The organism is Skermanella sp. TT6 (genome assembly GCF_016653635.2).
Lineage (GTDB): Bacteria > Pseudomonadota > Alphaproteobacteria > Azospirillales > Azospirillaceae > Skermanella > Skermanella cutis.
The window spans coordinates 1,366,944-1,393,441 of the sequence record NZ_CP067420.1 but is presented as its reverse complement, the minus strand read 5'-3'; the positions used below and the strand labels follow the sequence as shown (position 1 = coordinate 1,393,441).

The following is a 26,498-nucleotide window of genomic DNA, read 5'->3' as shown; positions in this document are numbered from 1 at the left end:
AGCCCCGACAAGGGAGAGACCGACGCCATGCCACGGCGCCCCCTCGCACCCGTTGCCGGTGCCGTCCCGGGCCGCAACCGCCCCATGAAAGCCCGCAAGATGCCTCAGGACGCCCCGGTCTCCGACATCGCCCCCATTCCGGACGTCCCCGTCCCGCCCGCGCCCGGCCCGGCGCCGGAAACCTGCCCGACGTCGCCATCCGGGCGATCGCCCGTGGCGGACCTGCGCTGGCCTCTGCTGACCGCCGACGCCAGCTTTCCCGCGGGAAGCGCGTCGCCCGCCGACCTCGCCGCCCTGACGGCTGAACTGGGCGAGGCCTTGAGGCGGTTCTCCGCCGCGACCGACGACGATCCGTTCAGCAACCCGGTGCAGCGGGTGGCGCTGGAGCTGTCGCGCAAGATCGAGGACGGCTCGGTCTCCTACGCGACGCTGGAACAGCTGATCCAATACCTGTCCGCCGACGGCTTCATTGGCCGCGCCGCCCGCCTGTCGCGCTATGTCGGGGAGATGGATCCCGAGGCCAACGCCGCGTCCCTGGCCACGCGGATCCGCGCGCTGGCGGTGCCGCCGGGCGCCAAGGCCCCGGTTCCGTTCGAGGCGTTCCGCGCCCAGGTGGAGCGCGAGCTGTTCGGCATCGTCATGACCGCGCACCCGACCTTCAACCTGTCGGGCGAGCTGATGGAGCTGCTGACCACCCTGGCGTCGGGCCGGGCCGGCGACGGCACGCCCCTGTCGGACTCGACCCGCGCCGAGCTGATCGAGCACATGGCCGGGCTGGCCCACCGTCCCGACGACGACCTGAGCCTGACGCGGGAGCACAACCTGTCGCTGATCGCGATCGGCAACGTGCAGGCGGCGCTGCGCCGGCTCTACGCGATCGTCTACGCCGTCGCGGAGGAGGTCTATCCCGAGCGCTGGACCGAGCTGACGCCCAAGATGATCACGGTGGCGAGCTGGGTCGGCTACGACCTGGACGGAAGGTCGGACATCCGATGGACCGATACGCTGCGCAAGCGCCTGATCGTCCAGGTAGGCCAGCTCCGCCACTACCGGGAGGAGGTGCGCGCCGTGCGCAGCCTCGCCTCGGCCGGGGAGGAGATCCGCCACACCCTGGACCTGCTGGAATCGCGGTTGGCGCTGGCGATCAACGAGGTGACCGACGAGATTGGCGTGTTCGGCCAGGACCCCGGCGAGGCCGGCGCCCTGCCCCACATCCAGCGCATCGCCCAGCGCATGCATGACGGCATCTCGCTGCGGCTGATCGACAATTCCCAGGCGATCGGCCTGATCGACCGCGTCATCCGGCTGGCGACCTCCGGCGGCACCGACCGGGGCCCGGCGATCCGGCGGCTGTGCACCCTGCGGGCGGAGCTGGCGAACTACGGCCTGGGCATGGCGCACACCCATGTCCGGATCAACGCGACCCAGCTTCACAACGCGATCCGCAAGACTGTCGGGATGGAAACGGCGCCTGACGACCCGCGCTACCGCCAGTCCTACCTGGCGTCGCTGAACGAGCTTCTGGACAGGGTCAGACCGCAGACGATCAATTTCGGCTCGATCATGTCGGAGCGGACCTCGGCCAAGCGGCTGTTCATGATCGTGGCGCAGATGCTGAAATATGCCGACGCCACCACTCCCGTCCGGTTCCTGATCGCAGAGTGCGAATCCGCCTTCACGCCGCTGACCGCGCTCTACTACGCCCGCCTGTTCGGGGTCGCGGACAAGATCGACATCAGCCCGCTGTTCGAGACGGAGAAGGCGCTGGAGCTGGGCAGCCGGGTGATCGACCAGCTGCTGGAGAACCCCCACTACCGGGCCTATGTCCAGGCGCGCGGGCGGCTTTGCATCCAGACCGGCTTCTCCGACGCCGGGCGCTACCTGGGGCAGACGCCGGCGTCCGCCTCGATCGAGCGGCTGCGGCTGCGCATCGCGCGGCTGTTCCCGAAGCACGGCCTGACCGGCGTGCAACTGGTGATCTTCGACACCCACGGCGAGTCGATCGGCCGCGGCGCCCATCCCGCCGGGTTCGAGGAACGGCTGAGCTACACCGCGACCCCCTATTCGCTGGAGTTCCTGGCCGACAACAAGGTGGACTTCAAGCAGGAGGTCAGCTTCCAGGGCGGCGACGGCTTCCTCTACTTCGTGACGCCGGCCGGCGCCTTCGCCGTGGTCACCCGCATCCTGGAGCACATGCTGGGCGACCGGGGCGACGCGCGGAGCGATCCGTTCTACGAGGATCCCGACTACATCACCGAGTTCTTCACCACGGTGAAGGAATTCCAGGTCTCGCTGGTCAGGAACCCCGACTACGCGGCGTTGCTGGGCGCCTTCGGCACCAACCTGCTGTTCCCGTCGGGCAGCCGGGCGATCAAGCGCCAGCACGACAGCGCCGACGACAGCGAGCAGGCCTCGGTCAGCCAGATCCGGGCGATTCCGCACAACGCGATCCTCCAGCAGCTTGGCCTGCCGGCCAACACGATCAGCGGCGTCGGCGAGGCGATCGGCAAGGACCCGGAACGGTTCCGCCAGCTCTATGCCCGGTCCAGCCGGTTCCGCCAGCTGATCGGCATGGTCGAGTACGGCGCCGCGATCGCGTCGCCCGACGCGCTGCGGGCCTATGTGGACACGCTCGATCCCGGGCTGTGGCTGCTGCGGGCGGCCAAGACGCCGGACAAGGCGCGGGCGGAGGAGATGCGACGGCTGGCCCGGTACCTGGAGGACACCCAGCTCCACGCCCGCCAGACCAAGGTCGGCCGAAGGCTGTTCGCCGACTATTGCCTGCTGCGCGACGGCCTCGCCCTGGTCGAGGGCGGCGGCTGCGGGGCGCTGGTCACCCCGGCCGCGCGCGAGCAGCTGGCCATCCTGCATGCTGTCCGGATCGCGCTGATCCACGAGATCTTCCTGCTGGCGACCCATATCCCGCAGTTCAGCAGCCAGCACAACACGACCCATGCCCGGCTGCTGACGCGGGTGCTCCACCTGGACATCCCGACCGCCGTCAGCCAGCTGGAGCGCATCTTCCCCGCGACCACCGACGACGCGGTGACCGGCGACTTCGGGGAGCGGGCGACCTATGTCAGCGACGAGAGCCAGAATTACCAGCGGGAGAACGAGGGCATCTTCCAGCCGATGAACGGCTTGTACGAGCTGATGCGCCGGGTCAGCGTCGGCGTCGTCCACCGCATCGGCTTCTTCGGCTGACGCGATCCGGCCGGCAACTTCGCCGGTCCCCCGGCGTTGATGCGACATCTGGTCAGCGTCGGGAGGTCCGCCATTTCCACCTTGAATCTACTGCTCGCGGTGGCGCTCCTGGCCGCCGGGCTGGCAATCCTCTACGGGCTGGCGCGCGGACTGCTGTGGCTGGTCGGTCGGGGAGCGGAGCGCCTCCAGGGGCCGGTCAGGATGTCGCGGCATTGGGTACGGGACCGGCCGGTGGTGGCGCTGTTCGAAAGCCGTTTCCCGCAAACGTTCCGGTTCCTCAAGGCGCGGTTGAGCACCCGCCCGTTCACCGGGCTGCCCCTGACCCTGATGGTGATCTTCACGGTCTATCTGGTGGCCCTGTTCGGCGGGATGGTGCAGGAACTGCACGAGGCCGAGGACCTGGTGGCGCTGGACAACGCCGTGGACCGCTGGTTCGACGCCCACCGGGTCGAGCCCTTCATCGGGGCCATGGTCTGGCTGACCCTGTGGGGCCAGGGGCCGACCATCACCATCGTCGGGCTGGTCGCCTCCCTGCTGTGGTGGAGCAGCAGCCGCGGCCATCTGGTCGTCCCGTTCTGGATCTGCCTGATCGGGGCGCAGGTGACGACCTGGACCGCCAAATACGTGATCGCGCGCGAGCGGCCGGGCGCCTGGGACCTGCTGGACGAGCACAGCCCCGCCTTCCCCAGCGGCCACGCCACCGCCGCCATCTCTGTCTACGGCTTCATCGCCTACAGCGTCTGGCGCACCATCCAGACCCAGCCGCGCGCCCGCTTCGAGGTGCTGTTCTGGGGAGCCGTCGCGATCATGCTGATCGGCTTCAGCCGGATCTACCTGAGCGTCCACTTCCTCAGCGACGTCGCCAGCGGCTATCTGGTCGGCGGCTTCTGGCTGGCGGTCGCCGTGACGGTGACGGAGTGGCGCACGGCCCGGCGCGACGGCAGGCGAACCCCGAATGGTCATGGCCCCGATCGGGGATCCGATCGGGGGCCTCCCCTTGACCTGATCGGCACTTAGACCAAAGTACAGCGTTACAGTCTCGTCCGGAACGCTATTATGGAGTTCCTTACCGCGAAAAGGTGAGGCGAGTGCTGCTCGTAACATCAACCTGGAGAGGATCACGCTATGAAGTGGAAGACCCCCCGCATCGTCGAGATCGCCGTCGGCATGGAAATCAACTGCTACGCCTGCGCTGAGATCTAAGCTATCCGCCCCCGCCTGCGGTTGAAGACTGGATACGGCCGTGAAGATAGTTGTGCTGGGCTCGGCCGCCGGCGGTGGCTACCCTCAATGGAACTGCAATTGCGACACTTGCCGGCGCGCCCGCACCGGTGATCCGGCGGCCAAGCCCCGGACCCAGTCGTCGCTCGCGATCAGCGCCGACGGCGAGCGCTGGTTCCTGCTGAACGCATCGCCCGACCTGCGCCAGCAGATCCTGAGCACTCCCCTGCTCCACCCGCGTCACGGCAAGCGGCACAGCCCGATCGCCGGCGTCGTCCTGACCAACGGCGACGTGGACCATATCGCGGGACTGATAAACCTCCGCGAAAGCCAGCCGCTGTCGCTCTACGCGACCTCGCGCATCCATGCGGTGCTGGCCGCCAACAGCATCTTCCAGGTCCTCAACCCGGACCTCGTCGAGCGCCGCACCCTGGCGCTGAACGATCCGGTCGAGCTGGTGGGCCCCGACGGCCCCAGCGGCATCCGCGTCGAGATGTTCGCCGTGCCGGGCAAGGTGGCGCTCTACCTGGAGGACGCCGCCCCCGTGCTGGACGGCGAGACGGAGGACACCGTCGGCCTCCGCATCAGCGGCGGCGGCAGGAGCTTCTTCTACATTCCCGGCTGTGCGAAGCTGACCCCGGCATTGGCCGACCGCCTGCGCGGGGCCGACCTGCTGCTGTTCGACGGGACCCTGTGGCGGGACGACGAGATGGTCCTGAACGGCGTCGGCAGCAAGACCGGCCGCCGCATGGGCCACATGAGCGTGTCCGGCCCCGACGGGTCGCTGGCCGCCTTCGCCGACCTCGGCATCCGGCGCAAGATCTTCATCCACATCAACAACACCAACCCCATCCTGCTGGATGACAGCCCGGAACGCGCCGCCGTCGAAGAGGCCGGCTGGGAAGTGGGGGAAGACGGACGGGAAGTTTCGCCATGACCGAACTGCTGAGCCAGGACCAGCTCGAAGAACGCCTCCGCGCCATCGGCGCCGCGCGCTATCATAGCCTCCACCCGTTCCACCAGCTGCTGCACACCGGCAAGCTGGATTTCGGCCAGGTGCAGGCCTGGGCGCTGAACCGCTATTATTACCAGTGCAACATCCCGATCAAGGACTCGGTCGTGCTGTCCCGGCTGACCAGCGTCGAGGACCGGCGGGCCTGGCGCCAGCGCATCATCGACCATGACGGCACCCAGCCCGGCGAAGGGGGCATCGCCCGCTGGCTGAAACTGACGGAGGGGCTGAAGCTCGACACCGCCTATGTGGAGAGCTGCGCCGGCATCCTGCCCGCGACCAAGTTCGCGGTGGAAGCCTATGTCCATTTCGTGCGCGACCGGACGGTGCTGGAGGCGGTCGCCTCGTCGCTGACCGAGCTGTTCTCGCCCGGCATCATCCAGAACCGGGTCTCCGGCATGCTGGCGAACTATGATTTCGTCAGCAAGGAAACGTTGGCCTACTTCAACAACCGCCTGACCGAGGCGCCGCGCGACGCCGACTTCGCGCTGGCCTACGTCAAGCGGGAAGCCCGCCGCCCCGACCAGCAGCAGGCGGTGCTGGCGGCGCTGGAGTTCAAGTGCGACGTGCTGTGGGCCCAGCTGGACGCGCTCTACCACGCCTATGTCTCCCCCGGCCACATCCCCCCGGGCGCCCTCGTGCCCGAGCGGCGCTGAGCCATGGCGACGATCACCGAGGAAAACGTGCCGCGGCTGCCGCGGCACGTGAAGTTCCGGTTCGACCAGGCCCGCGAGGCCTGGGTCGTCCTGGCCCCGGAAAAAGTCTTCATGCCCGACGAAATCGCGGTCGAGGTCCTGAAACGCTGCGACGGGGATACCACCTTGAAGGACATCATCGACGACTTGGCGAGGACCTTCGAGGCGGAACGCGACGTGGTCGCCGCCGACGTTGTCGCCATGCTCCAGGATCTGGCCGACAAGGGGATCATCACGACATGAACGCCCTCTCGCCGTCACCCGCGAAGGACAGGGCCGCAAAGGCCGCTCCGGCCCCGCCGCTGGCGCTGCTGGCCGAGCTGACCCACCGCTGCCCGCTGCAATGCCCCTACTGCTCCAACCCGGTGGAGCTGGAACGCTCCGGCGCGGAGTTGGACACGGCGACCTGGAAGCGGGTGCTGACGGAGGCGGCCGAGCTGGGCATCCTTCAGGTCCATTTCTCCGGCGGCGAGCCGACCGTGCGCAAGGACCTGGCGGAACTGATCCGGCACGCGGCCAAGCTGGGCTGCTACACCAACCTGATCACCTCGGGCGTGCTGCTCGACGCCGCCCGGCTGAAGGAACTGTACGACGCCGGGCTGGACCATGTGCAGCTCAGCTTCCAGGACACCGATATCGAGAGCGCCGAGCGGATCGGCAATTTCGCGGGCGCCCAGGCCCGCAAGCTGGAGGTCGCGCGCCTGATCCGCGAGGCGGACCTGCCGCTGACAGTCAACGCGGTCGTCCACCGGCACAATCTCGGCCGGCTGGAGGAGATGATCCAGCTCGCCCTGGACCTGGGGGCCGAGCGGCTGGAGGTCGCCCATGTCCAGTACTATGGCTGGGCGCTGAAGAACCGGGCGGCGCTGCTGCCGACCCGCGAACAGCTCGACCGGGCGACGGAGGTGGTGACCGCGGCGCGGGAGCGGTTGAAGGGCCGGCTGATGATCGACTATGTCGTCCCGGACTATTACGCCAAGCGCCCGAAATCCTGCATGGGCGGCTGGGGCCGCCAGTTCCTCAACGTCTCGCCGGCCGGCAAGGTGCTGCCCTGCCACGCGGCCGAGAGCATCACCGGGCTGGAATTCGACCGCGTCCAGGACCATCCGCTGGGGGAGATCTGGCGGAACTCCGCCGCGTTCCAGGCTTATCGCGGCACCGACTGGATGCCGGAGACCTGCCGGACCTGCGACCGCCGGGAGATCGACTGGGGCGGCTGCCGCTGCCAGGCCTTCGCGCTGACCGGCAAGGCCGACGCGGTCGATCCGGCCTGCGGGCTGTCGCCGTTCCATGACGAGATCTTCGCCCTGGCGGAACGGGAAGCGGGCGCGGCGCCCCCGCCCTTCGTCTATCGCCGCATCGGCGGGGCGTGAGTCAGGACTGCGCCGGGAGCGGGCAGCGCCGTCCGGTCCAGGGCGGCGGCGCCGGGTCGGTCATGACCCCCTGGGCACCGATGCCGGCCAGCACGATCTGGTCGTCGGCGACGAGGTCGTAGAACTGGGTATAGCCGCCCTCGAACACGATGGTGAAGCGGGTGCCCAACTCCTTGTAGGCCGAAATCGCGCGCTTCTCGTCGCCGCCGAACGTGCTCCAGGAGGTCTGGACGCCGTCTTCCCATTGAAGGTAGCCGATGTCGCACCGCGCGCCCCAGCGCCCGCGCAGGGGGGCCGGGACGGACGGCGTTCCCGCCACCGCGCGGGCGGCCTCGAAACGGGACCGGGCCTCGTCGAGCCGTGACAGCGCGGTCGCGCGGTCGATCGGGTCCGGCGCCCATTCCACCCCTGGCGGCGGCTCGGCGTCGGGACAGCGCACCAGCGTCGGCCCGCCCTCGTGCAGGCCGGTCCGGCTGCTGAAATAGGAGACCTGCCGGAGCCGGTCCGGGGCCAGCGCGCGGTAGCGCGATTCCGAGGTCTCGTCGAAGACAGTGATGTCCACTCCCTCCGTGCCGTAGAAGACCGGCCCGCCCGAGGCGAGCGCCAGCCGCGCATCGACCAGGATGCTGCTGTCCGGCCGGAAGATCAGAAAGTCGTTGGCGCAGGCCTGCGTGTCCTTCGCCCATTTGCCCAGGATCGGGGACGCGCCGGAAGCCGGCTCCGCAGGGGCGGGGTCGGCGGCGGCGGGCTCCACCGGAACCGGAGCCGGAGACAGAACCGGGGGCGCGGAAGCCTCTGGCCGTGCCGGTCCCAGGTCGGCGAGACGCAGGGGCTGTTCCGGCGGACGCGGCGACGGCCGTTCGGGCAGGTTCAGCAAGGCGGCACCGAAAATTCCGGAAATCACGAGCCCGGCGCCGATCGCCCTGCCGGCTAGCCGCCGGCCGGGAGGCCAGAGGCGGGACGCCGCTTTCGGGGCCGCCGCGGACCTGCCGCGGGAAAGCCTGTGCCTGGCGACCGCTCCCGGATCGTCGATTTCCGGTTCCGACCCCAGGCGGAAGGAGCGCGGCCCCTCCTCGCCGCCGTCGTCGTGCGGGAAATGCCCTTCCGGCAGCGGGGTCAGGTCGAGGACATCGTCGGCATTGATCGCGTCATGCCCTTCCTCCCCGGTCGCCTTCAAATGCTCCCAGATCACCCGCTCGGGCCTGTCGTCCAGCGCGGGGTCGAACAGCGCGAGCCGCACGCCGTCGAACGGGTACAGCGTCATCAGCGAATAGGCCATGCGCGCGGCGGCGATGTCGTCGGCCATCAGGCACAGGACCGACCACCTGCCTCTCTCCAGCGTCTCGACCGCGAACCTGAACCCGGCGACGTCCATGCCGATCTTCCACCCTTACCCGCAGCAATCCGCGCGGCGAGTGTCGCATATTACCCCTATCGAACGCGCTAGAAAAAATGGCGCAGCCATCGGGGTGGCGCGCATGCGGCACGGCCCAACTCTTTATAAAGGGCTAATTTCGTCTCGAATCCCACTATCAATCGTCCTTGCTCCGACAGATGATCAAGGGCGAGTTCCATGGGTATCCGTACAGTCTTCAAGCTCGGCAATGTCTGGGACCAGGGTTTCGCGGCCGAGATCCTGGTGGTCAACGACGGTCCGGAGACCGTGACCGACTGGCACCTGTCGTTCACGGCGCCCTGGGTCCTCCAGTCCTGGTGGAACGTCACCGCGCTGCCCTCCCCGACGGGAGTGACCACCTTCGGCAATGTCGGCATGAACGGGACGCTGGCGCCCGGCCAGAGCGCCAACATCGGCTTCACGGCGCAGGGGACCCCGGCGGAACCGGTGTTCCTGCCGTCCGCTCCCGGGCAGGCGGACGCGATGCCGTACCTGACGGTGACCGACGGCTTCGCGGTCGAGGGGGATTCCGGCACCACGCCGCTAACGTTCCACCTCAGCCTGTCGCAGGCGTCGGCGACGCCGGTCACGGTGCGCTGGGAAACGGCCGCGGGCGGCGCCACCGCCGGGACCGATTACCGGACCGCCGGCGGCACCGTGACCTTCGCCCCGGGCGAGACGAGGGCCACCGTCCGGATCGACGTCATCGGCGACACCGTGGCGGAACTGAACGAGACGGTGCGGCTGGTGGTCAAGTTGGCCGAGGGGGCCGTCCCGGTCCGCTGGCAGGCGACCGGAACGATCCATGACGACGACGGCCCGTCGCCCGCGGCGCCCGGCGTGGTCGCCGACGGCTTCCTGTCCACCCGCGGCAACGAGATCGTCGATGCCGCCGGCACGCCGGTCCGCTTGGCCGCCGTCAACTGGTTCGGCCTGGAATCCCTGCGCGCCTCGCCGGACGGGCTGCAGGCCCGGAACTGGCAGGACATGATGAAGCAGATGGCCGACGCGGGCTTCAACGCGATCCGCCTTCCCTTCTCGTCCGAACTGCTGGACGGCAGGGCTCCGGCCAACATCAACGGCACCCTCAACCCCGACCTGGTCGGGCTCGACGGCCTCGGCATCATCGACAGGATCGTCGAGCATGCCGGGCGGATCGGGTTGCGCATCATCCTCGACCACCACCGCAGCGCCGCCGGCGACGGGCCGAACCAGAACGGCCTGTGGTACGAGGGCGCCCATACCGACCAGGAGTGGATGGACGACTGGGTGATGCTGGCCCAGCGCTACAAGGGCAACAGCACCGTGGTCGCCGCCGACCTGCACAACGAACCGCACGGCCAGGCGACCTGGGGCGACGGCAATCCCGCCACCGACTGGAAGGCGGCGGCCGAGCGGGCCGGCGCGGCGATCCAGGCGGTCAATCCCGACTGGCTTATCCTGGTCGAGGGGATCGAGAGCTACAAGGGAAGCTGGTACTGGTGGGGCGGCAATCTCCAGGGCGTCGCCGACCATCCGGTCGAGTTGCCGGTCGCCAACAAGCTCGTCTACTCGCCCCACGACTATCCCGACTCCGTCCATCGGCAGCCCTGGTTCCAAGCCGACGACTACGCCGCGCAGCTCCAGGGCCTGTTCGACACCCAGTGGGGCTTCATCGCGCGGCAGAACATCGCTCCCGTGATGCTGGGCGAGTTCGGCACCAGGCTGAACGACCCCAAGGACCTGGTCTGGCTGTCGAAACTCACGGCGACGCTGAACGGGGATCTGGACGGCGACGGCGTGACGGACGCAGGCCAGCCCGCGGCGGGGCTGTCCTGGGCGTGGTGGTCGTGGAACCCGAACTCCACCGATACCGGCGGCATCCTGGCCGACGACTGGCGCACCGTCCTCCCGGAGAAGCTGGCGGCCATCGCCGCCTTGCGCGGCAGCGCCTTCGCCGCCGCCGACGGCGGTTCCTTCGGCGACGGCCCCGTCGGGCTGGCGCTTGCCGGAGGCGCCGGGTCGGACCTGCTGCGCGGCGGTGCCGGAAGCGATCTGATCCGGGGCGAGGGCGGCGACGACCGGATCTTCGGCGGTGACGGCGACGACCGCCTCTACGGCGGCACCGGCGACGATTGGCTGGAAGGCGGCGCCGGGAGCGACCTGATCGACGGCGGTCCGGGCATCGACACCGCCATCTGGGCGGGACCCCGGCGGCAGCATGCCGTGACCTTCGACACGGGCGGCGACGTCAGGGTATCGGGTCCGGACGGCGTGGATACCGTGCGCGGGGTGGAGCATCTGGTCTTCACGGACGGCCGTTACGTGACCGATACGGGGGATACCGCGGCGCAGGTCCACCGGCTCTACGGCGCAGCCCTGGACCGTGCGCCGGACCCGGGCGGCCTGCTCGCGTGGAAGGCGGCCCTGGATGCCGGCGCGCTGACGCTCGCCCAGGCTGCCGGCGGTTTCGTCGGGTCGGAGGAGTTCCGGCTCCGCTACGGTCCGCTGGAAGACCGGGGCTTCGTCGAGCAACTCTACCGTAACGTCCTGCATCGCGAGGGCGAGGAGGCGGGCGTGACCAACTGGACCGGCTCGCTGGGCGCCGGCCTCACCCGGGCCGAGGCGCTGGTGGGCTTTTCGGAGTCGGTGGAGAACGTCCAGCGGACCGCTCCCGTCATCGAGCGGGGACTCTGGCTGCGCGACGACCAGGCCGCGGCGGTGGCCCGCCTCTACGACAGCGCGTTCGACCGCCTTCCCGACGCGGGAGGGCTGGTCGGCTGGACGGCGGCGGTCAAGGCCGGCATGACGCTGCACGAGGCCGCCGGAGGGTTCATCGGCTCGAACGAGTTCCAGCAGCGCTACGGCGCGGTGGACAACGCTGGGTTCGTCGACCTTCTGTACCGAAACGTGCTGGACCGCCAGGGCGATCCGGACGGCCTGCGGAACTGGACCGGCGCCCTGGACGCCGGGATGACGCGGACCGAGGCGCTGGTCGGCTTCTCCGAATCGGTCGAGCACAAGATGCAGCGGGCTCCGTACATCGACGACGGGATCTGGTTCGCCTGACTGGAATCAGTGTTGTCGCACAATGGTTTAGAGCAATTCGCCGTAGGTCGGCCTTCGCCCGCCAGGGCGAACGCCGACGCCCTGCATCAACGCTCCGGCCATGCTGTCGGCGTCGGCCTTCGGCCGAGGCCGACCTACGGCGCCCCACTCACGACCACTGTGCCGGAACACTGGCGGGATACTGCCGGAAAGACGACCTCGCCAAGCGGCGTCGCGTCACCCCAGGTCGGCCAGCCGCGCCGCCGGCTCGTCCACCAGATCGACGAAATGGCGGTGCGCCCGGGCGGCGATGCCGCGGGCCTTGGCTTCGAGCGCGTCGAAGCCGAAGCCGGCGTCATCGGCGCTTTCCGGGAAGGCGGCGCGGATCAGGGCCTGGCGCAGGCCGGCGGGGGCCTTCTCGGCTACGAACCGGCCCTCCGTGGTCAGGCGCAGGAAGCCCTGGATGCGGCGCCACAGCGACAGCGCCGCGCACAGGTCGTCCGCGACCCTGCCGTCCAGCAGGCCGGCCCGGGCCGCGGCGCGCAGCGCGGCCGCGGCGTCGCCGCTGAGGATTTCCGGATGCTCGGCCGCGTGGCGCAGCATCAGGTACTGGGCGACGAACTCCACGTCGATGGTGCCGCCCCGGACATACTTGACGTCCCAGATGTCGGTCGTGCCGAACTCCTTGTCGATCCGGGCTCGCATCTCCGAGACGTCTCGCAGCAGCTTGTCGGGATCGCGCGGGCGGGTGAGCACCCCGCGCACGGCGGCTTCCAGCCGTTCGACGAGGCCGGGCGGACCGTGGATCACCCGGGCGCGGGTCAGCGCCATGTGCTCCCAGGTCCAGGCGTCGTTCGCCTGGTAGCGGGCGAAGCTCTCCAGGCTGATCGCCAGGGGGCCGGCATTGCCGCTGGGGCGAAGCCGCATGTCCACGTCGTAGAGGCGTCCTTCGCCGGTCGGCGCCGTCACGGCGTTGATCATGCGCTGGGTCAGCCGGATGAAATACTCGTTCGGCGCCAGCGGCTTCTCGCCGTCGGACGTGCCGAGGTCCGGCGGCACGTCGTAGACCATGATCAGGTCCAGGTCGGAGCGTAGGGTCATCTGGCGGCTGCCCAGCTTGCCCAGCGCCAGGATCGCCACCCCATGCCCGTCGAACCGGCCGTGGCGGCGGGCGAACTCCTCCGTCACGCGCGGCTCCAGGGCCGCCAGCCCGAGGTCGGCGACGTCGGACAGGAAAGGCCCGCAGCGCTCGCCGTCGGTGATGTTGCGCAGGATATGGATGCCGGCCCAGACGATCTGGTCGTTGGTCCAGCGGCGGGTGATGTTCAGCACGTCCTCGAAATCGCGCGCCTGGCGCAGCAGCAGGCCGAGCTGCTCGGCCAGCGCCCCGCGGGACGGCAGCGCGTCGAAGAATCCCGGCGTCAGCACCGCGTCGAGCCGGTTGGGGTTGCGGCTGAGCACCCCCGCGAGGCGCGGGGCGCTGCCCATGATCTCGGCCACCAGGTTGAGCAGGTTGGGGTTGCTGTAGAACATCGAGAAGAGCTGCACGCCGGCCGGCAGCCGGGCCAGGAACTCGTCGAAGCGGTTGAAGGCGTCGTCCGGGTTCGCCGTGTCGCCCAGCGCCCGGAGCAGGGTCGGCGCCAGTTCGGTCAGCAGTTCCCGCGCCCGGGTGCTCCGGGTCGCCCGGTAGCGGCCATGGTGCCAGGCGCGCACAGCGGCGGCGACCGAGGACGGGTTGCCGAAGCCCATGGCACGGAGCGTCGCCAGGGTGTCCGGATCGTCCTCGGTCCCGGTGAACACGAGGTTGCCCGCGCCGGCCAGGGGCGGCGCCTCCTCGAACAGGGCCGCGTAATGGTCCTCCACCAAGGCCAGCGTGCCCAGCAGGTCGGCGCGGAACGGCTCCGCCGCGTCGTAGCCCATGAAGGCGGCCAGCGCCGCGATCCCGGCATCGTCGGCCGGAAGCGTATGGGTCTGGCGGTCGTCCCTCATCTGGACGCGGTGCTCGACCTTGCGCAGGAAACCGTAGGCGCGGATCAGGTCGTCGGCGACCGACCGCTCGATCCGGCCGGCCGCGACCAGGGCCAGCAGGCTCTCCACCGTGCCCGAGGTCCGGAGCGTCGGGTCGCGGCCGCCGAAGATCAGCTGCTGGGTCTGGGCGAAGAACTCGATCTCCCGGATGCCGCCCCGGCCCAGCTTCACATTGTGGCCGTTCACCGCCGTCGTCCGGTAGCCCCGGTGGGCGTTGATCTGGCGCTTGATCGAGTGGATGTCCTGGATCGCCGCGAAATCCAGGCTGCGGCGCCAGACGAAGGGGACCAGGAAGCGCAGGAAATGAGCCCCCGCCTCCAGGTCGCCGGCGACCGCGCGGGCCTTGATCATGGCCGCGCGCTCCCAGTTCTGGCCCAGGCTGCCGTAGTAGGATTCCGCCGCCGAGATCGAGACCGCCAGCGGCGTGGCGCCCGGATCCGGGCGCAAACGGAGATCCGTGCGGAAGACGTAGCCGTCCCGCGTACGTTCCTCCATAATGCGGACAAGATCGCGGGCGAGACGTACGAAGGTCCGGGCCATGTTGTCCGGCTGGGTGGTCTGGACGACATGGTCGTCGTAAAGGACGATCAGATCGATATCACTGGAATAATTGAGCTCTCGCGCCCCGAACTTGCCCATGGCCAGAATGATCAAACCGCTTCCGACCGACGGCCGCTCCGGCTCGGGAAGGATCAGCGCCCCGCCCGCCGCCGCTTTCGACAGCAGATGGTTGCAGGACAGGCGGAGCGCGTCCTCCGCGAAGGTGCTGAGCGCCCCGGTGACGCGGGCAAGGTCCCATGCCCCCGCCATGTCGGCCAGCGCGGTGACCAGCGATACCCGGCGCTTGGCGACCCGCAGCCTCGCCATCAGGCGCGCCATGTCGCGCTCGCCGGCCAGTTCGGCGCGGATCGCCCGCAGTTCGGCGTCGAAACCGGCATCCCATCCCTCCGTCAGCATGCGCCGGGCGAAGGGCAGGTCCATCACCATGGCCTGGGTCAGGAAGGGGGAGTTTCCGAACACCGCCTCCAGCAGCCGGCGGCCCGCCGGGTCTTCGGCATATGCGCGGGCGAACGCGGCGGCCTCGGCGTCGGGGCAGCGGGCGGCCTGCTCCGCCCAGCGTTCCAGCCCGAGGGAGGTCGCGTTGGGGTCCGCCGGCTTGGGCAGGGATGTCGGGTCGAAAAGGGCGTCGGCGGCTGTCATGGCGGCTGGACTGTTCGCTGCGGAGGTCCGGCGCGGGCCGGAGATGGAATCGAGACTGCGCGCCGGAAGCGTTCGGGTCAACCGTGGCGCCGGGAACGGTGCCTGTATTTTCGCCAGGGGGACAGTCATCGGGATGGACGCGTCGAGGTGATCCGGAAGGCGGGACGATTTACCGGCCTCGTGCTGATCGAGGCCGTCAGCGCCGTCCTGATCGGGCTGACGGTCGTAGTGGCGCTGTTCCTGTGGCGTCTGTCCGGCGGTCCGATCCAGGTCGATTTCCTGACCCCGGTGATCGAGCAGACGCTGAACGACTCACGCATGGGCGTCCGGGTCGACATCGGCGAGACCGTGCTGAATTGGGGCGGCACGGGGACCGAGGACGGGGACCGCGCGTTCGACTTCCAGGCATTCGACATCCGCGCCCGCGATGCCCGCATCTACGGTCCGACCGGCGCGCTGATCGCGGCGGTGCCGGCATTGGGCATCAGCTTCGACATGCGCGAGCTGGTGCAGGGCCATGTCCAGCCGACCGTGCTCCGGGTTTTCCAGCCGGACATCCAACTCCAGCGCGCGGCGGACGGCACGGTCGATGTCGATGTCCGCACCGGCGACCTGCCGGTCGAGCATGGCGAGGTCGACGTGGTCGAGGAGGTGCTGAAGGCGCTGCAGCAGCCGCCCGGCACCAAGCCAGGCCCGCTGTCGCGCCTGTCAGAAGTCCGCGTTTCCGGTGCGCGCCTGACCCTGGACGACCGGCTGCTCGGCCAGGTCTGGCAGGCGCCGCGGGGCGACGTCATCCTTCGGCGCGACGAGGCGGGTTTGGGCGGCAGCGCCCGCCTCGACCTGGAAATGGGCAACCGCGTCGTCCGGCTCGATGCCCGGCTCCGGTTCCGCAGTGCCGACGGGATCACCGAGGTGACTGGACGGTTCGGCAATGTGTCGCCGGCCGACCTGGCCGGCCGGGCTCCCGCGCTGGCGGCGTTGTCCGGCGCCGCCATGGTGCTGGACGGCAAGGCGGAGCTTCGCCTGGACCGCGCCTTCGTCCCGATGGAGGCGCAGATCGACGTCTCCGGCCGGGACGGTACCCTCACCCTGCCCGACTTCTATGCCGAACCGCTGAAACTGGCGCAGGCGCGGCTTCGCGCCTCGTTCGACAGCCTGAAGCGCCGCGTCGTGGTGGACGAATTCACCGCGGCCCTGGGCCCGGATCCGGGCGGGCCGACCGTCTCGCTGAACGCCGTCGCGCTCGATCTCGGCAACCGCAAGCTCGACGTGACCGGATCCGCCGAGATCACGGGCGTGCCGATCGACGAGTTGCACCGGCTATGGCCCCGGGGAGTCGCCGCCAACCCGCGCGGCTGGATCACCGAGAACCTGTCGGCCGGCCGCGCCGAGCAAGCCCGCGCGACCGCCCATGCGGTGATCGACCTGGACGCGCCCGACGAGTCCACGCTGGCATCCTTGGACAGCGAGATCCGGGTCAAGGGCGTGCAGGTCCGCTATTTCAAGGAGTTGCCGCCGGTCACCGGGGTGGACGGGGTGGTCCGGATCTCCCCGAGCACCCTGACCGTGGACGCCGAGGGCGGGCAACTCCGCGACATGGCCGTCGGCGCGTCGAAGATCGTGATCACCGGGCTGGACCGCGATGACCAGGCGATCGACATCGCGACCCCGGTCTCCGGCCCGCTGCGGACCGCGCTGGAGGTGCTGAACCACAAGCCGCTCGGCTTTCCCGACAAGCTGGGGCTGAAGCCGTCGTCGGTCGGCGGATCGGCCAGCGCGCGGCTGACCTTCAAGTTCCCGCTGTTCAACAGCCTGACGGTGGACGACATCGTGTTCGGCGCGAAGGGCAAGCTGTCGGACGTGTCGGTCAGCGGCCTGCTGCCCCGCCTGCCGGTGACGAAGGCGGACGGCGAGCTGACGCTCGACCCGCAGAAGCTGGTGATCGCCGGCAATGCGCGGGTCAACGGCATCCCGGCCGATTTCAGCTGGATGGAAAGCTTCTCGTCCAAGGCCGACATCCTGACCCGGATCACCGCGCGCGGCGTGCTTGGGGACGCCGACCGCGAAAGGCTGGGCTTTCCGACCCGGCCCTTCCTGACCGGACCGGTCGGCCTCGACGCCGTCTATACCGTCGCGAAACCGGGCCAGGGCAGGCTCGCGGCGAACCTGGACCTGCGGGACGCCGGCATGGCGGTCGAACTCCTGGACTGGACCAAGCGGCCGGGCATGCCCGGAACCGCCCGCGCGACGCTGGAACTGGCCAGGGGCGACCCCGTCCGCCTGTCCGACATCGCCCTGGACACGTCGGGGCTCGCGGCCACCGGCGCCGTGGAACTGGCGCCGGACGGCGCCGTCCGGGGCGTGACGGTGGCCGGCCTGTCGCTGGGGGCGACCCGCCTGGCGGGCGACGCGGCGCCGATGGCGGGGGGCGGCTGGAAGGTGAACCTTTCCGGGCAGAGCCTTGACCTGCGCCCGCTCCGCGACGGGAAGAAGGGCAAGCCTGCGGATGGAGAGGACAAGATCCCGCTCGAAGTGACGGCGGCGGTGGACCGGGTCGTCCTGGGCGAAGGACGGAGCCTGCGCGAAGTCTCGGCAAATCTCCAGCGCGACCCGGAGGGATGGACCGCGGCCCAGGTCAATGCCCGGGTCGGCCAGTCCGGTTCCCATCTCGTGCTCCAGTACGCGCCCGAGGCGGCGGGCCGCCGGCTCGTGCTGGAGACCGGCGACGCCGGCGCGATGCTGTACGCCCTGGACCTGTTCGACAATATCCGCGGCGGCAAGCTGACCATCGTCGGCCGCACCGACCCGTCCCGGCCGGGCAGCCCGCTGGCCGGACGGATCGAGATGAGCGACTATGCCATGGTCAACGCGCCGGTGCTGGCCAGACTTCTCAATGCGGTGTCGCCCAGCGGGTTCGCCGAACTGGTGGAAGGCCGCAGCCTCGGCTTCTCCAAGCTGACCGGCGAGTTCAGCTGGGAGGAGCGGCAGGAGAAGGTGCGTTTCGACGATGTGCGCACCTCCGGGTCGGCGCTGGGCTTGACCATGGAGGGGACCATCGACGTTGGGGGCGAGCGCGCGGACCTGCAAGGTACCATCGTGCCGATCTACGGCCTGAACCGCCTGCTGGGCTCCATCCCCGTGCTGGGCGACATCCTGACCGGCGGCGAGGGCCAGGGGATCTTCGCCGCGACCTACCAGATCCAGGGGCCGCTGAACGACCCGTCGGTCCGGGTCAACCCGCTGGCCGTGCTGGCTCCGGGATTCCTCCGCAACCTCTTCTTCCTGGACCACGACGCGGGCACGGACAAGAGCCCCTGGGTCTACGAGTATCCCGAGAGCGACTGAACCGGAGGCGGCAAGCCGGCCGCCGCCTCACATCGCCTTGACCAGGGCGTGGCGCTTCTTGCCGGCCGACAGCTTCAGCACGCCCTCAGCGTTGAGGTCGCCCGTGCCGGTCACCTGCGCCTCATCGACCACGACGGCGTCGTTCAGCCGGGCGCCGCCGCCCTTGATCAGGCGCTTGGCCTCGCCCTTCGAGGCCGCCAGGTCGGCGCGGACCAGCAGGTCGATCACCGGGATGCCGGCGTCCAGCTCGGCGCGGGCGATCCCGACCGTCGGCAGGCCCTCGGCCAGCCCGCCCTGCTCGAAGGTGCGCCGCGCGGTCTCGGCGGCTTCCAGCGCCGCGGCCTCGCCGTGGCACATCCGGGTCGTCTCGAAGGCCAGGCGCTTCTTGGCCTCGTTGATGCCGGCCCCCTCCAGCCGCTCCAGCTCGGCGATCTCGTCCAGCGGCAGCTCGGTGAAGAGGCGCAGGAAGCGGCCGACGTCGGCGTCCTCGGTGTTGCGCCAGAACTGCCAGTAATCGTAGGGCGAGAGCCGGTCGGCGTTGAGCCAGACGGCCCCGCCCAGGCTCTTGCCCATCTTGGTGCCGGACGCGGTCGTCATCAGCGGGGTGGTGAGGCCGAACAGGCCGGCCTGGTCCACCCGGCGGCCCAGCTCGACGCCGTTGACGATGTTGCCCCACTGGTCGGAGCCGCCCATCTGGAGCCGGCAGCCGACGCGGCGGTGCAGTTCCAGGAAGTCGTAGGCCTGGAGGATCATGTAGTTGAACTCCAGGAAAGTCATCGGCTGCTCGCGCTCCAGCCGCAGCTTGACGCTGTCGAAGGTCAGCATGCGGTTGACCGTGAAATGCACGCCCATGTCGCGCAGGAACGTGATGTAGCCGAGCTTCTCCAGCCAGTCGGCGTTGTTGACCATGGCGGCGTCGGTCGGCCCGTCGCCGAAGGTCAGGAATTGGCCGAACACCCGCTTGATGCCGTCCATGTTGGCCGATATCTGCTCGTCGGTCAGCATCTTGCGGCTCTCGTCGCGGCCGGTCGGATCGCCGATCTTGGTGGTCCCGCCGCCCATCAGGACGATCGGCTTGTGCCCGCAGCGCTGCAGCCAGCGCAGCATCATGATCGAGACCAGATGACCGACATGCAGGCTGTCCGCCGTGCAGTCGAAGCCGATATAGGCGGTCACGATCCCCTCGGAGGCCAGCGCGTCCAGGCCTTCCAGGTCGGTGCACTGATGGATGAATCCGCGCGTGGTCAGGATGCGCAGGAATTCCGAACGGAGATCGCTCATCTCTAGGGTCCAGGTCTTGAAGGAGGGTTCCGAGGGCGGCGTCTGTTAGCACAAACCGCCGAACCGGGCCAGCGGGGCTTGCGCGCCTTAGCCTTCCCATGGGAAACAGGGCGGCACCCGCCCTTCTTTGCCAGCACCATAGCAGCCAACATGACGCTTAACCCCGTTCGGACCGCCCTGGGCCTGATGAGCGGCACGTCGCTCGACGGCATCGACGCCGCGGTGATCCGCACCGACGGCCTCACCTATGTCGAAACCGGCGATTTCATCACCGTTCCCTACGATGACGGTTTCCGCGAGCGGCTGCGCGGCTGCCTCGGCGGCCGGGGTCCCGTCGGGGAAGTCGAGCGCGAGCTGACGGAGCTGCATGCCGGCGTGGTGCGCCGGCTGGCGGAACGGACCGGTCCGATCGATCTGATCGGGTTCCACGGCCACACCATCCTGCACGCCCCCGAGCGCCGCCGCACCTGGCAGATCGGCGACGGCGCGCTGCTGGCCTCGCTGACCGGCATTCCCGTGGTCCACGACTTCCGCAGCGCCGACGTGGCCGCCGGCGGCCAGGGGGCCCCGCTGGTCCCGCTGTACCACCAGGCGCTGTCGGCGGATCTGGACCGCCCCCTGGCGGTGTTGAACATCGGCGGCGTGGCGAACGTGACATGGCTGGGCCGGCGCGGGGGCAAGGACGTGCTGGCCTTCGACACCGGCCCCGGCAACGCCCTGATCGACGACTGGGTCCTGTCCCGCACCGGCCGGCCGTTCGACGCCGACGGCGCCCTGGCGGCATCCGGCACCATCGACCAGAGCGTCCTGTCCCGCCTTCTGGCAGCCCCCTATTTCAAGAAGCAGCCGCCGAAATCGCTCGATCGCGACGGCTTCGACGTTTCGCCGGTCGAGGCGCTTAACGCCGCCGACGGCGCCGCCACCCTGACCGCCTTCACCGCGGGCGCGGTCGCCCGCTCGGCCGCGCTGCTGCCTCAGCCGCCGCTGCGCTGGCTGGTGACCGGCGGCGGCCGGCTGAACGGCTTCCTGATGGACCTGCTTCGGGACATGCTGGGCGTGCCGGTCGAGCCGGTGGACAGCGTCGGATGGCAGGGCGACGCGCTGGAGGCGCAGGCCTTCGCCTATCTGGCGGTCCGAAGCCGCGCCGGCCTGCCGCTCAGCGTGCCGGGCACCACCGGCGTTCCCCGCCCCCTCACCGGCGGACGCTTCAACGAGCCCTGATCGGGACGGTTTTCCGTACCAACTTACGTGCCGGTATGGTTTATTGTACCAACGGCGCCCCCTGAGGGTCGTTTAGTACGGAAAACCATACCATGGCTACCCTCCGGTACGGAATCGTCACCTACAAGGGCCTGCGCGCCGGAACCCTTAGCGAGGAACCGGCGGGCGGAACACGTTTCGAATATGCCGACGGGTTCCGCGAAATGATCGGTTTCGCCCTTCCGGCCGATCGGCCGAGCCACGACGATCCCCACGGTCTCATCCCGTTCTTCGCCCATCTCGGCCCGGAAGGATGGCTCAGGCAGCGCCAGAGCGCCTATGCGGAAATCGACGGTGCCGACGATTTCGGCATCCTCCTGGCCTACGGCCGCGACTGCGTCGGCGCGGTCGGGATGGAAGACCCTGCCGGACACCCCGCAAGCAACGCTCCCAAGGTGATGGCGTCGTCCCTGGACCGCGCCGCGACGGCGGTGGAGCGGACGATCAGCGGCGTCCAGGCCAAGATCCTCTGTACCGGCCGGGACGGCTTGATCGCTCCGGCCGGCGCGGACGGGCCGGCCCCCTTCATCGCCAAGTATCCCGACCGCATGCTTCCCGGCATGATCCGCAACGAAGCGACGACCCTGGAGCTATGCCGCGTCCTGCTGGGAAGCGAAGAGGTCTGCGATGCCCGGGTGGGAACCGTCGAGGGGGTGGACGGTGTCGGCCTGATCGTCCGGCGATTCGACCGGCATGGAGAGGCAAAGCTACGCTGCGAGGATTTCATGCAGGTGCTGAACCGCCGGCCCGGCCGGGATCATCAGGGAAAGTACGATGCGGGCTACGAGGATCTGGCCGCCGCCTTGCGCCGCTCGGCGGCTCCGCTGCTGGACGCCCGGCGCGCGTTCCGCAGGCTGGCGGCTTACGTGCTGCTCGGCAACGTCGATTGCCACATGAAGAACTGGAGCCTACTCGAAACGCCTTCCGGGATGAGGCTGGCTCCGGTCTATGACGCGCTGAACGGATACATCTACGCCGCACAGGGCTACACCACGCGCTTCGGCCTGGAGATCGACGGAGAGCGACGCCAGTGGGACACCTACGACCGGGCCTTGCTGCTGGATCTCGCGGAGAGGCTCGGGCTCGGCCGGCGCGCCGCCGAGACCGCGCTCGCCTCCCTGGCGCGCAACGGCGACCGGCTGTTCGGCCATCTGGATCAGCCGCTCGGCCTGCCCGAGGAGCAGGCCGCGGCCTATCGCGGAACGGTGCGCGAAGCCTGGAGGAGGCTCTATGGATAAGCTTCCCTCGCTGCGCCGCATAGGCCGGATGGCCCGGGAACGACGGCTCGCGGAGCGGCTGTCGCAGAAGGAGCTTGCCGAACTGGCCGGCGTCCACCACGCCACCGTCGTGGCGCTGGAGAAGGGGGAAGGCACCCTGCGCCTGGTCAATGCCTGGCGCGTGCTCGGCGTGCTGGGGCTGGCGGAGGCCGGCCTGGATGGGGAGGAGTTGGAAAGCTGACGGCCGCCTATTCGGCGACCGCCGCCATGCGGCTTCCCAGGGCGTTGTCCAGATAGTCGTCCACGTGCTTGTCGAGCGCTTCCACATGGTTGGAGAACAGGTGGGTGGCGCCGTCCACCACCTTGTACTCGATCCGGATGTCGCGCTGGTGCGACAGCTTGTTGACCAGCTTGTGGACCGAGTTTTCCGGCACCAGCTCGTCCTTGTTGCCGTGGACGATCAGGCCCGAGGACGGGCACGGCGCGAGGAAGCTGAAATCGAACGAATTGGCCGGCGGGGCGACCGAGATGAAGCCGTCGATTTCCGGGCGGCGCATCAGGAGCTGCATGCCGATCCAGGCGCCGAACGAGTGTCCGGCGATCCAGCAGGCCGACGCGTTGGGATTGAAGGTCTGGAGCCAGTCGAGCGCCGAGGCCGCGTCGCTCAGTTCCCCCTCGCCCCGGTCGTAGCTGCCCTGGCTGCGCCCGACCCCCCGGAAATTGAACCGCAGCGTCGAGAAGCCGCGCCGGCCGAACGCATGGAACAGGGTGTAGACCACCCGGTTGTTCATGGTTCCGCCATGATGGGGATGGGGGTGCAGGAACAGCGCGACGGGAGCGTTGGGCTGCTTGCCGTGAATATACCGGCCTTCGATCCGTCCGGCCGGTCCATTGATCATTACTTCAGGCATTGCGGTTTGGGTCCCGGCGAAAACAGGTTGGCCCATACCTGGCGGCATGGGCGGCGGGGCTCGATGAAAATCCCGACCAAGGGAAAAACCAAGGCGGAAGGTAGGATATTCACCAGAGCATGAGAAGATCCCGCCGTTGCAATACTTGACCACTGCACTGGGTCATCATATATCGGATGATACCTCCAACGTCATCAAGCGGGTATAGCCCAGACGTTGGTCATACCAGTCCGACAAGACCGCCGACTATATCACAGCGAGTAACCGAGTGATCAAGCATCTTCGCAAGCAAATCCATGGCGGGATCACCGGGACATCGCAGGGGTAGTGCCGATGCACCGCCCGGGAACAGGAACAGGGAGGCCGACGTGAGACTGAGCACCAAGGGGCGGTATGCCGTGATGGCGATGGTCGATCTTGCAAGCAGCAGCCGCGGCGGCCCGATCGCACTTGCGGACATCGCCGAACGCCAGGAAATCTCCCTCTCGTACCTGGAGCAGCTGTTCGCCAAGCTGCGCAAGGGCGGCCTCGTCAAGAGCGTCCGCGGTCCCGGCGGCGGCTATCTCCTGGCCCATCCGGCCGACGCGATGCGGATCTCCGACATCATCCTGGCGGTGGACGAGCCGATCCGCGCCACGCGCTGCGCCGCCGGGTCGCCGGCCGGCTGCAGGACCAACCGCAGCCGCTGCCTGACCCATGACCTGTGGGAGGAACTGGGCAACCAGATCCACCTCTACCTCAGCAGCGTCACCGTCGCCGACGTCTGCGAGCGCCGCATCCTCGGCTCGTCGCACGTCATGCTGCCGGAAGCGGTCAGCGAACCCCGGGCCGCGGCGGCCGAATAGGACCCGAAGCTGGAGAATCCGACCCAGATGCCCGGCACGGCCTATCTCGACTACAACGCGACCGCGCCCATCCTGCCCGCCGTGCGCGACGCCGTGATGGCGGCGCTGGAGACCGCCGGCAACCCCTCCTCCGTCCACGGCTTCGGCCGGCGCGCGCGGCGGCTGGTGGAGGACGCGCGGGCCGAGGTGGCGGCGCTGGCCGGCGTCGCCCCGGCGCGGGTCGTGTTCACGTCGGGCGGGACCGAGGCGAACACGTCGGCCTTGGCCACGGGAGCCGCGAGGGGCAACGGCCGCCGCGTGCTGGTGTCGGCGATCGAGCATGATTCCGTGCTGGAGACCGTTCCCGATGCGGAGCGGATCCCGGTCACGCGGGACGGCACGGTCGACCTCGCGGCGCTCGACCGGATGCTGGCGCGGGACGGCGGGACGGCCCTGGTCTCGGTCATGCTGGTCAACAACGAGACGGGCGTGATCCAGCCGGTCGCCGAGGCGTCGCGCCTCGCCCATGCCCACGGCGCGCTGTTCCATTGCGACGCGGTGCAGGGGGCCGGCCGCATCGGCATCGACGCCGACCCGCTCGGGATCGACCTGTTGACCCTGTCGGCCCACAAGCTGGGGGGTCCCCACGGCGTGGGCGCCCTGGTGGTGCGGGACGGCATCCCGATCATTCCCGTGCTCCGCGGCGGCGGGCAGGAACAGCGCCGCCGGGCCGGCACGGAGAATGTCGCCGGGATAGCCGGGTTCGGCGCCGCCGCCAGGCTCGCTCGGGACGCCGCGGACGGGACGGATCGGCTGGGCCGGCTGCGCGACGGGCTGGAGCGGCGCATCGCCGAGGCGGCGGAAGCGGCCGGCGTGCCCGTGCTGATCCATGGCCGAGCCGCGCCGCGGGTATCGAACACGACCTGCGTGTCGATCCCGGGCATCCCGAGCGAAACGCAGATCATGGCGCTGGACCTGGCCGGCGTGGCGGTCAGCGCCGGCTCTGCCTGCTCCAGCGGCAAGGTCAAGCCGTCGCACGTGCTGACCGCGATGGGCGTGGATGCCGGCGCAGCGTCCTCCGCCATCCGGGTCAGCCTGGGCTGGGCGACGGGACCGGAGGAAATCGACCGTTTCGTCGATGCCTGGAGCGCGCTGTGCCGGCGCCGGGCACGCGCCACGGCCGGGTCCTGACGGTTTGTCCGAAGGTCTGGCCGCGACGTATGGCGTTGCCCGGGGAACACCTTATCTGTAAAGACGCACGACCTGTAAGGACGCAGGCCAGCCCGCGGGATACGGGTTCCGTCACCCCGGGCACCGGCTCCATGACATTCTGGCTCCATAACATTCAGAAGCGATGCGGCATGATTGAACGCAAAGGCGGCGGGGCACGGGGCGGCTCGGGAAAAGGCGGAATCGGCGGCGGGCCCGGAACCGTGGCGGGAGACCTGGTCCCGTGCTGGCTCTGCTCGCATTCGGTCTCGCCGCGCGCGCTGTTCTGCCACAACTGCGGCACGGTGCAGCCGCCGCGCTCGATCGATCCCTTCACGCGGCTGGGGCTGCCGGTCCGCTTCGACCTGGACCCCGCGACGCTGGAGCGGCAGTTCGCCGGCTTCCGCCGGACCCTCGCGCCGGAACGGTTCGAGAGCAAGGGGCCGCGGGAGAAATCCAACGCGCGGGCGCAGTTCGACGCCTTCAGGCACGCCTACGACACGCTGCGCGATCCGATCCGCCGCGCCCGGTTCCTGCTCGACATCGTCCATGGCGCCGGCCAGCCGACCCCCGCCGATCCGGAACTCGACGGGATGGAGGCCGCCCTGGCGGGTGCCGGCGACACGGCGGAACTGGACCGGGTGGCCAACCAGGCCGCCCGCGGCACGGAGCAGTGCATCCACGACCTGTCGTCCGCGTTCCGCGCCGGGGACCTGGACGCCGCGGCGCTCATCGTCCACCGGCTGGAGCGGCTCGAAGCGCTCACCGGCGCGGCGCGGCGGCGGCGTCCCGGCCTGCGCGGCGACGCTCCCTGAGACGGTCCGCGGGGAGACGCGCCGGGAGGACACGCGGAGGAAATCGGTGGAAATGATGAAGGATTCGCTTGACGGGGCGATAGGTCGAACCTTTAGTCCCGCGTCTCGGGTTTTCGACCGGTAAGTGAAGAACGACGGAGTTGTGGCATCATGCCGAAGATCACATTCATCGACACCGAGGGCAACAAGCGCGACGTGGATGCGCCCTTGGGCCTGTCGGTGCTGGAAATCGCCCATCGCAACGACATCGACCTGGAAGGGGCGTGCGAGGGCTCGCTGGCCTGCTCGACCTGCCACGTGATCGTCGAACCCGAATGGTACGACCTGCTGACCGACGCGTCCGAGGACGAGGAGGACATGCTGGACCTCGCCTTCGGCCTGACCAAGACCTCCCGCCTGGGCTGCCAGATCATCATGTCCGAGGAGCTTGACGGCCTGACGGTCCGGCTGCCCTCCGGCACGCGCAACATGATGGGCTGA

The 26,498-nt window shown here is 69.5% G+C and carries 20 protein-coding genes; 16 read left to right on the top strand and 4 right to left on the bottom strand.

Features of this window, described 5'->3' with window-relative positions; genetic code table 11:
- The first annotated feature begins 99 nt into the window (after positions 1-99).
- The 7 genes from IGS68_RS06450 (at position 100) to pqqE (ending at position 7,505) form a co-directional block, all read left to right on the top strand.
- Entirely contained in the window at positions 100-3,204 is a 3,105-nt protein-coding gene (locus tag IGS68_RS06450; protein WP_201078249.1) for a phosphoenolpyruvate carboxylase, read from the top strand.
- A gap of 39 nt (positions 3,205-3,243) precedes the next feature.
- Positions 3,244-4,221, top strand: coding sequence for a phosphatase PAP2 family protein (locus tag IGS68_RS06445; protein ID WP_206379352.1), 978 nt, complete (start codon positions 3,244-3,246; stop codon positions 4,219-4,221).
- 108 nt (positions 4,222-4,329) lie between these two features.
- A complete protein-coding gene (gene pqqA / locus IGS68_RS36290) occupies positions 4,330-4,407 on the top strand; it encodes a pyrroloquinoline quinone precursor peptide PqqA (RefSeq protein WP_084165078.1) in 78 nt (25 codons plus the stop codon).
- Positions 4,408-4,447: 40 nt separating this feature from the next.
- Positions 4,448-5,362: a pyrroloquinoline quinone biosynthesis protein PqqB gene (pqqB, locus tag IGS68_RS06435; protein WP_201078245.1), complete on the top strand. Its 915-nt coding sequence runs from the start codon at positions 4,448-4,450 to the stop codon at positions 5,360-5,362.
- Complete coding sequence (gene pqqC, locus IGS68_RS06430) at positions 5,359-6,093, top strand: pyrroloquinoline-quinone synthase PqqC (RefSeq protein ID WP_201078243.1); 735 nt, start codon at positions 5,359-5,361, stop codon at positions 6,091-6,093. Before pqqB ends, pqqC begins: the two co-directional genes overlap by 4 nt.
- 3 nt (positions 6,094-6,096) lie before the next feature.
- The gene (pqqD, locus tag IGS68_RS06425; RefSeq protein ID WP_201078241.1) at positions 6,097-6,375 is read left to right on the top strand and encodes a pyrroloquinoline quinone biosynthesis peptide chaperone PqqD; all 279 of its coding nucleotides are present in this window, start codon (positions 6,097-6,099) and stop codon (positions 6,373-6,375) included.
- Positions 6,372-7,505, top strand: a complete 1,134-nt coding sequence (gene pqqE, locus IGS68_RS06420) for a pyrroloquinoline quinone biosynthesis protein PqqE (RefSeq protein ID WP_201078239.1) — start codon at positions 6,372-6,374, stop codon at positions 7,503-7,505. Before pqqD ends, pqqE begins: the two co-directional genes overlap by 4 nt.
- 1 nt (position 7,506) lies before the next feature.
- Here the strand turns inward: pqqE and IGS68_RS06415 are convergent, their stop codons facing one another.
- A complete protein-coding gene (locus IGS68_RS06415) occupies positions 7,507-8,880 on the bottom strand; it encodes a hypothetical protein (protein ID WP_201078237.1) in 1,374 nt (457 codons plus the stop codon).
- 198 nt (positions 8,881-9,078) lie between these two features.
- Between IGS68_RS06415 and IGS68_RS36140 the strand changes: the two genes are divergently transcribed.
- The gene (locus IGS68_RS36140) at positions 9,079-11,949 is read left to right on the top strand and encodes a DUF4214 domain-containing protein (protein ID WP_201078235.1); all 2,871 of its coding nucleotides are present in this window, start codon (positions 9,079-9,081) and stop codon (positions 11,947-11,949) included.
- Between the two features lie 216 nt (positions 11,950-12,165).
- Here the strand turns inward: IGS68_RS36140 and IGS68_RS06405 are convergent, their stop codons facing one another.
- Positions 12,166-15,156 carry a bifunctional [glutamine synthetase] adenylyltransferase/[glutamine synthetase]-adenylyl-L-tyrosine phosphorylase gene (locus IGS68_RS06405; protein WP_201078233.1) on the bottom strand — a complete coding sequence of 997 codons (2,991 nt, stop codon included), beginning with the start codon at positions 15,154-15,156 and terminating at the stop codon, positions 12,166-12,168.
- A gap of 147 nt (positions 15,157-15,303) precedes the next feature.
- Between IGS68_RS06405 and IGS68_RS06400 the strand changes: the two genes are divergently transcribed.
- Entirely contained in the window at positions 15,304-18,501 is a 3,198-nt protein-coding gene (locus tag IGS68_RS06400; protein WP_201078231.1) for a YhdP family protein, read from the top strand.
- Positions 18,502-18,528: 27 nt separating this feature from the next.
- On the opposite strand, the gene tyrS is transcribed toward IGS68_RS06400, so the two are convergent.
- A complete protein-coding gene (gene tyrS, locus IGS68_RS06395; protein ID WP_201078229.1) occupies positions 18,529-19,782 on the bottom strand; it encodes a tyrosine--tRNA ligase in 1,254 nt (417 codons plus the stop codon).
- A 150-nt stretch (positions 19,783-19,932) separates the two neighbouring features.
- Between tyrS and IGS68_RS06390 the strand changes: the two genes are divergently transcribed.
- The 3 genes from IGS68_RS06390 (at position 19,933) to IGS68_RS06380 (ending at position 22,500) form a co-directional block, all read left to right on the top strand.
- Complete coding sequence (locus IGS68_RS06390) at positions 19,933-21,003, top strand: anhydro-N-acetylmuramic acid kinase (protein WP_201078227.1); 1,071 nt, start codon at positions 19,933-19,935, stop codon at positions 21,001-21,003.
- A gap of 92 nt (positions 21,004-21,095) precedes the next feature.
- Entirely contained in the window at positions 21,096-22,280 is a 1,185-nt protein-coding gene (locus IGS68_RS06385) for a type II toxin-antitoxin system HipA family toxin (RefSeq protein ID WP_201078225.1), read from the top strand.
- Entirely contained in the window at positions 22,273-22,500 is a 228-nt protein-coding gene (locus tag IGS68_RS06380; protein ID WP_201078223.1) for a helix-turn-helix transcriptional regulator, read from the top strand. The genes IGS68_RS06385 and IGS68_RS06380 overlap by 8 nt, the downstream gene beginning before the upstream one ends.
- A 7-nt stretch (positions 22,501-22,507) precedes the next feature.
- Here IGS68_RS06380 and IGS68_RS06375 read toward each other — a convergent pair whose 3' ends face one another.
- A complete protein-coding gene (locus tag IGS68_RS06375; protein WP_201078221.1) occupies positions 22,508-23,170 on the bottom strand; it encodes an alpha/beta hydrolase in 663 nt (220 codons plus the stop codon).
- 368 nt (positions 23,171-23,538) lie between these two features.
- Between IGS68_RS06375 and IGS68_RS06370 the strand changes: the two genes are divergently transcribed.
- The 4 genes from IGS68_RS06370 to IGS68_RS06355 all read left to right on the top strand — a co-directional run bounded on the left by IGS68_RS06370 (position 23,539) and on the right by IGS68_RS06355 (position 26,498).
- Positions 23,539-24,015, top strand: coding sequence for an Rrf2 family transcriptional regulator (locus tag IGS68_RS06370; RefSeq protein ID WP_158046665.1), 477 nt, complete (start codon positions 23,539-23,541; stop codon positions 24,013-24,015).
- A 27-nt stretch (positions 24,016-24,042) separates the two neighbouring features.
- Positions 24,043-25,185: a cysteine desulfurase family protein gene (locus IGS68_RS06365; RefSeq protein ID WP_201078219.1), complete on the top strand. Its 1,143-nt coding sequence runs from the start codon at positions 24,043-24,045 to the stop codon at positions 25,183-25,185.
- Between the two features lie 170 nt (positions 25,186-25,355).
- A complete protein-coding gene (locus IGS68_RS06360; RefSeq protein WP_247881203.1) occupies positions 25,356-26,018 on the top strand; it encodes a molecular chaperone DnaJ in 663 nt (220 codons plus the stop codon).
- A gap of 150 nt (positions 26,019-26,168) precedes the next feature.
- The gene (locus IGS68_RS06355; protein WP_158046668.1) at positions 26,169-26,498 is read left to right on the top strand and encodes a ferredoxin family 2Fe-2S iron-sulfur cluster binding protein; all 330 of its coding nucleotides are present in this window, start codon (positions 26,169-26,171) and stop codon (positions 26,496-26,498) included.

Excerpts from the sequence above, each read along its gene's own strand:
- IGS68_RS06450 (WP_201078249.1), top strand. The coding sequence starts at position 100 with ATGCCTCAGGACGCCCCGGTCTCCGACATCGCCCCCATTCCGGACGTC.
- IGS68_RS06445 (WP_206379352.1), top strand. The coding sequence starts at position 3,244 with ATGCGACATCTGGTCAGCGTCGGGAGGTCCGCCATTTCCACCTTGAAT.
- pqqA (WP_084165078.1), top strand. The coding sequence starts at position 4,330 with ATGAAGTGGAAGACCCCCCGCATCGTCGAGATCGCCGTCGGCATGGAA.
- pqqC (WP_201078243.1), top strand. The coding sequence starts at position 5,359 with ATGACCGAACTGCTGAGCCAGGACCAGCTCGAAGAACGCCTCCGCGCC.
- pqqD (WP_201078241.1), top strand. The coding sequence starts at position 6,097 with ATGGCGACGATCACCGAGGAAAACGTGCCGCGGCTGCCGCGGCACGTG.
- pqqE (WP_201078239.1), top strand. The coding sequence starts at position 6,372 with ATGAACGCCCTCTCGCCGTCACCCGCGAAGGACAGGGCCGCAAAGGCC.
- IGS68_RS06415 (WP_201078237.1), bottom strand. The coding sequence starts at position 8,880 with ATGGACGTCGCCGGGTTCAGGTTCGCGGTCGAGACGCTGGAGAGAGGC.
- IGS68_RS36140 (WP_201078235.1), top strand. The coding sequence starts at position 9,079 with ATGGGTATCCGTACAGTCTTCAAGCTCGGCAATGTCTGGGACCAGGGT.
- IGS68_RS06405 (WP_201078233.1), bottom strand. The coding sequence starts at position 15,156 with ATGACAGCCGCCGACGCCCTTTTCGACCCGACATCCCTGCCCAAGCCG.
- tyrS (WP_201078229.1), bottom strand. The coding sequence starts at position 19,782 with ATGAGCGATCTCCGTTCGGAATTCCTGCGCATCCTGACCACGCGCGGA.
- IGS68_RS06390 (WP_201078227.1), top strand. The coding sequence starts at position 19,933 with ATGACGCTTAACCCCGTTCGGACCGCCCTGGGCCTGATGAGCGGCACG.
- IGS68_RS06385 (WP_201078225.1), top strand. The coding sequence starts at position 21,096 with ATGGCTACCCTCCGGTACGGAATCGTCACCTACAAGGGCCTGCGCGCC.
- IGS68_RS06380 (WP_201078223.1), top strand. The coding sequence starts at position 22,273 with ATGGATAAGCTTCCCTCGCTGCGCCGCATAGGCCGGATGGCCCGGGAA.
- IGS68_RS06375 (WP_201078221.1), bottom strand. The coding sequence starts at position 23,170 with ATGCCTGAAGTAATGATCAATGGACCGGCCGGACGGATCGAAGGCCGG.
- IGS68_RS06365 (WP_201078219.1), top strand. The coding sequence starts at position 24,043 with ATGCCCGGCACGGCCTATCTCGACTACAACGCGACCGCGCCCATCCTG.
- IGS68_RS06360 (WP_247881203.1), top strand. The coding sequence starts at position 25,356 with ATGATTGAACGCAAAGGCGGCGGGGCACGGGGCGGCTCGGGAAAAGGC.
- IGS68_RS06355 (WP_158046668.1), top strand. The coding sequence starts at position 26,169 with ATGCCGAAGATCACATTCATCGACACCGAGGGCAACAAGCGCGACGTG.